Source organism: Vibrio sp. (assembly GCF_050299255.1).
Classification (GTDB): Bacteria; Pseudomonadota; Gammaproteobacteria; order Enterobacterales; family Vibrionaceae; genus Vibrio.
This window is the reverse complement of the sequence record NZ_JBNKVP010000137.1, coordinates 1-4,357: the sequence shown is the minus strand read 5'-3', so window position 1 is coordinate 4,357 and position 4,357 is coordinate 1. Positions and strand designations below refer to the sequence as shown.

General features: G+C 48.9%; 3 protein-coding genes and 4 tRNA genes. 1 reads left to right on the top strand and 6 read right to left on the bottom strand.

What is annotated here, in order from left to right; all coding sequences use genetic code 11:
• Together ACQY6F_RS18295 and tsaE are read right to left on the bottom strand one after the other, a co-directional pair.
• A partial coding sequence (locus tag ACQY6F_RS18295) for an N-acetylmuramoyl-L-alanine amidase (RefSeq protein WP_428776495.1) occupies nt 1-901 on the bottom strand: 901 nt, incomplete at its 3' end.
• On the bottom strand, nt 895-1,359 hold the full coding sequence (tsaE, locus tag ACQY6F_RS18290; RefSeq protein WP_428776493.1) for a tRNA (adenosine(37)-N6)-threonylcarbamoyltransferase complex ATPase subunit type 1 TsaE: 465 nt from the start codon (nt 1,357-1,359) through the stop codon (nt 895-897). The genes tsaE and ACQY6F_RS18295, both read right to left, overlap by 7 nt.
• Before the next feature lie 202 nt (nt 1,360-1,561).
• On the opposite strand from tsaE, the gene queG reads away from it, so the two are divergent.
• Entirely contained in the window at nt 1,562-2,677 is a 1,116-nt protein-coding gene (gene queG, locus ACQY6F_RS18285; protein WP_428776491.1) for a tRNA epoxyqueuosine(34) reductase QueG, read from the top strand.
• 579 nt (nt 2,678-3,256) lie between these two features.
• On the opposite strand, the gene ACQY6F_RS18280 is transcribed toward queG, so the two are convergent.
• From ACQY6F_RS18280 to ACQY6F_RS18265, 4 genes are all read right to left on the bottom strand, one after another.
• Nucleotides 3,257-3,347 (bottom strand) — tRNA-Gly (locus tag ACQY6F_RS18280).
• Between the two features lie 199 nt (nt 3,348-3,546).
• Nucleotides 3,547-3,622, bottom strand: a tRNA-Gly gene (locus ACQY6F_RS18275).
• 219 nt (nt 3,623-3,841) lie between these two features.
• Nucleotides 3,842-3,917 (bottom strand) — tRNA-Gly (locus tag ACQY6F_RS18270).
• Between the two features lie 158 nt (nt 3,918-4,075).
• Nucleotides 4,076-4,152: transfer RNA gene (locus ACQY6F_RS18265), tRNA-Met, on the bottom strand.
• Between the last annotated feature and the right edge of the window lie 205 nt (nt 4,153-4,357).

Below are 4,357 nucleotides of genomic sequence, written 5' to 3'. Positions count from 1 at the left end.
GACTGATGTTCTTGTCGCTGTTGTTTTTCGCCAGCACATCACCCGCGCCACCCAGCAATTGTGACTGTTGCTCGTGGTTTTCCACCCAACGGGCAATCTCAGTATTGGCCCGACGGGTATTGAGTACAAACACCGAACCGCCGCGAGGTTTAGGCGAATTAAATGCATCGGCATGGATCGATACCAGCAGATGGGCTTTTTTCTTACGGGCGATTTCGGATCGTTTATTCAGATTGACATAGTAATCGCCGCGGCGTGTCAGCACCGCCTGCATGCCCGGTACGGCGTTGATATTGTCAGCCAGCTTTTTTGAAATCGCCAAGGTAGCATGCTTTTCATACTTGCGGCTCGGGCCGATAGACCCCGGGTCTTCGCCACCGTGTCCCGCATCGATTGCGACAACGATATCGGCGGTACCGAGCAGTTGAGAGGCGTCACGGCTCACGGTTGCACTAGTCGAACTGGTGGTAACGTCTTCCGCACTGTCCCCGTGCGGCAAATCAATCACCAGACGGTGGCCATACTGTCCCCCAGGAGTAGGAGCCAGTTTGAACAAATTCGCCGTCAGCTGGCTTTTCAGTTCAAACACCAGCCGGTAAGTGCTTTTTTCCGGTGGCGAACTCTGGCGGATCCGTTTCAGCACTTTACTGTCTTGCACCGCAATCGGCAGTTTGGTTTTCAGACTGGTCTGTTTGAGATCCACCACCAAACGCTCAGGCTGGCTGAGGGTAAAATAGCTGTATTCGACCTCAGAGGTCAGGTCGATGACCACCCGGGTTTCGTCAGGCGCAGGCCAGATGCGAATCCCTTCCAGGGCATTGGCCCAGGCTTGCGTGGGTAGCCAGACCAATAACAGTAGCAACAGCGTGCGAAAGGTCCGGGATGACTTAGCGATCAACATAACTCCAATTGACTGACTAATTGTTGTCCATAAGGATTATTGGCGGTCAACACGATAACTCGTTGCTCACCATCATAACGAAGCTCGATATCGAGATCCGGCTCAGGTAATAACCCGACGCCTTTTTCCGGCCACTCGACCAGACAGATGGCATCCGAAGTAAAGTAATCACGGATCCCCATAAATTCGAGCTCTTCCGGGTCGGCTAATCGATACAGGTCAAAATGGTACACTTGCCATGATGCGAGCTGATAAGGCTCTACCAGGGTATAGGTTGGGCTTTTAACGTTGCCCACATGGCCGAGTGCACGTACGAAACCACGACAAAATGTTGTCTTACCCGCCCCAAGATCACCATGTAAGTAAATTGTGGTTTGCCGAGAACAGAGCAAAGCAAGGGCTTGACCTGCCTGGATGGTCGCCTGTTCATCTTGCAAGGCAAATTGTTTCGTACTCATTAATTCGAATTCCAACCGATACTGAATATATAAAAAACAAAAGAACAGGCATAGTAAACTGGGTTGGAATTGCGAAACAAGCGCCCTAATGTAAGTATTCGCAAATTTCTCGTTATGATCCGCACGCAAACCATCAGATCGCGCTAGATCCTCAGCAGGAGATCCGTTAAGATCCCCGCCCGTTTTGCCACCAGTGATCAGCATGGACTACCAACAGCTCGCACAGCAAATTAAACAATGGGGCCGTGAACTCGGTTTCCAGAAGGTAGGAATATGCGATGTTGACCTCAGCCAACACGAACCTGCACTGCAGCGCTGGCTGGACAACAAATACCACGGTGAGATGGAATGGATGGCCAGACACGGCATGATGCGGGCAAGGCCGCAGGAGCTGTTACCCGGTACGGTCCGAGTCATTTCGGCCCGCATGGATTACCTGCCCATCCAGGCTCAGTTTGCCAGCAATCTGGCCGATCCCAGTCAAGCTTATATCAGTCGCTATGCGCTGGGACGTGATTACCATAAGTTGGTTCGCAACCAGTTAAAGAAGCTGGCGCAAAAAATAGAGCAGCAGGTCAGTTCACTGGGATATCGACCTTTTGTCGATTCAGCCCCCATTCTGGAGCGGCCACTGGCCGCCAAAGCCGGACTGGGCTGGCAAGGTAAACACTCATTACTGCTGGACAAAGAAGCCGGTTCCTGGTTTTTCCTTGGCGAACTGCTAATAGATCTACCTTTACCCGTAGATACCCCCACAGAGTCAGCGTGTGGTAAGTGCAGTGCCTGTATCACCTCCTGCCCGACCCAGGCGATTGTCGCCGAGGGGATTGTTGATGCCCGGCGCTGTATCTCCTACCTGACTATTGAATACAGTGGGGTCATTCCGGAACCCTTCCGCCACGCTATTGGCAACCGTATCTACGGCTGTGACGATTGTCAGTTAGTCTGTCCGTGGAACCGTTATGCCGAACTGAGTGAAGAAATGGATTTTCAGCGTCGGGAGTCCCTTAACAATGCCGATCTGGTGCACTTGTTCCAGTGGAGCGAAAACCAATTTCTCAAGTACATGGAAGGCTCAGCAATACGTCGCATCGGCCATTTACAATGGCTGCGTAACCTGGCAATTGCCATGGGAAACGCACCCTACCAACATCGAATCATAGCAGCTTTGCAAACCCGGCTTGGCGAGAATGAACTACTGGATGAGCACATTAATTGGGCTCTGGACCAACAGCACGCCCAGCTTCCCCGCCCATTGAACAACAAAATGACCAGATTAATCCGCATTGTCCAGAAAGGAATGCCACGAGATGCATAAAACTTGCCGGGGTCAGGTGCGCAAATTATGACTCAGTTCGAAGTTTTGCATATGTGGAAAAAAAATCTGACCTGCAGAAATTTAACTTGATTTTTTAAAGTTAGCCACATCTACCTCAAATGACCAAGATCAAAGAACATTAAGTTAATGATCATTTTTCATTCAGAGAAAACTAAAGCCACTCGAAATAAAACCAAATAAAAACAAAAGGTTAAGTAAACCTTCCTTCCTGGAACGTGCTACAGTTTGTGTAAAGATCATTCTGCCGATCACAGTTTTGATAAATTGAATTCAGGATATACACCAAGTTATCCACAATATTTTCACTGTGGATAACTCTGTTGACGAATATGTGTAAGCCTGCTGCCACCTAGTCTGGCAACAACGCTGTAACATGATAGCGACCTGATAAAAAACAGCATGCATATCAAAGTGGCCATATTCGGCAACCGGGATAAATTGTTTAGGGGATGATGCTTCGCAGCATTAGAAAGAGCGGCAGACAAATAACGACATGGTCGCTCTCTGTCTGGTTACTTTGAACAGATATCCGCTTCTGACTGATATCTTAAAAGTAAATGGCGCGACACACGAGGTTCACTTCCTTTTCATAAAAAGGCGTGACCTCAACCTTGGCAAGGTTGCACTCTACCAACTGAGCTAGTGTCGCACTTTCATCATTTAGCATTATCCATGCTGAATGAAAATCGAAAGGAGTTAAACCATCAAGCGGAACTTCATTGAGTTCCGCTTAGGTTTGATATATCCAAGAAATTTGGAGTAACACACGAGGTTCGCTTTCTTTTCATAGAAAGGCGTCCCTCAACCTTAGCAAGGTTGCGCTCTATTGAGCGGTGGTGCTGCAAATTTGGAGCGACACACGAGGTTCGAACTCGTGACCTCAACCTTGGCAAGGTTGCGCTCTACCAACTGAGCTAGTGTCGCATTTATTTACTCAGCCTGCTAAAGGCTTCTATTTATAGCAATTCTGATCTCTACAGACAAGTCTGTTCACCGATCAAATTTGCAGATTTCAGAGCAAGAAGAATGCCCTGAATTTCAAAATAAACTGAAGCGACTCACGAGGTTCACTTTCTTTTTCCAAAAAGACGTGGCCTTAACCTTAGCAAGGTTTCGCTCTATTGAGCAGTGGCGCTGCAAATTTGGAGCGACACACGAGGTTCGAACTCGTGACCTCAACCTTGGCAAGGTTGCGCTCTACCAACTGAGCTAGTGTCGCAATATTTATTTTGAAGAGATGATTTGAGGGTTCAGATATTGATTGCCACTCAAAATCTCATTTGAAAGTGGTTGCGGGGGCCGGATTTGAATCGGGCGGCGCATCCGTCGACGGCCTGAAGGTTATGACATTGATAACCAGCAAACTGTCGTTGAATTTGGTTGCGGGGGCCGGATTTGAACCGACGACCTTCGGGTTATGAGCCCGACGAGCTACCAGGCTGCTCCACCCCGCGTCCGTATCACCATTTAAAGCATGATGAGGCTTATCAAATTGGCGCGACACACGAGATTCACTTTCTTTTCGAAAAAAGGCGTGACCTCAACCTTAGCAGGGTTGCGCTCTACTGAGCGGTGGCGCTATAAATTTGGAGCGACACACGAGGTTCGAACTCGTGACCTCAACCTTGGCAAGGTTGCGCTCTACCAACTGAGCTAGTG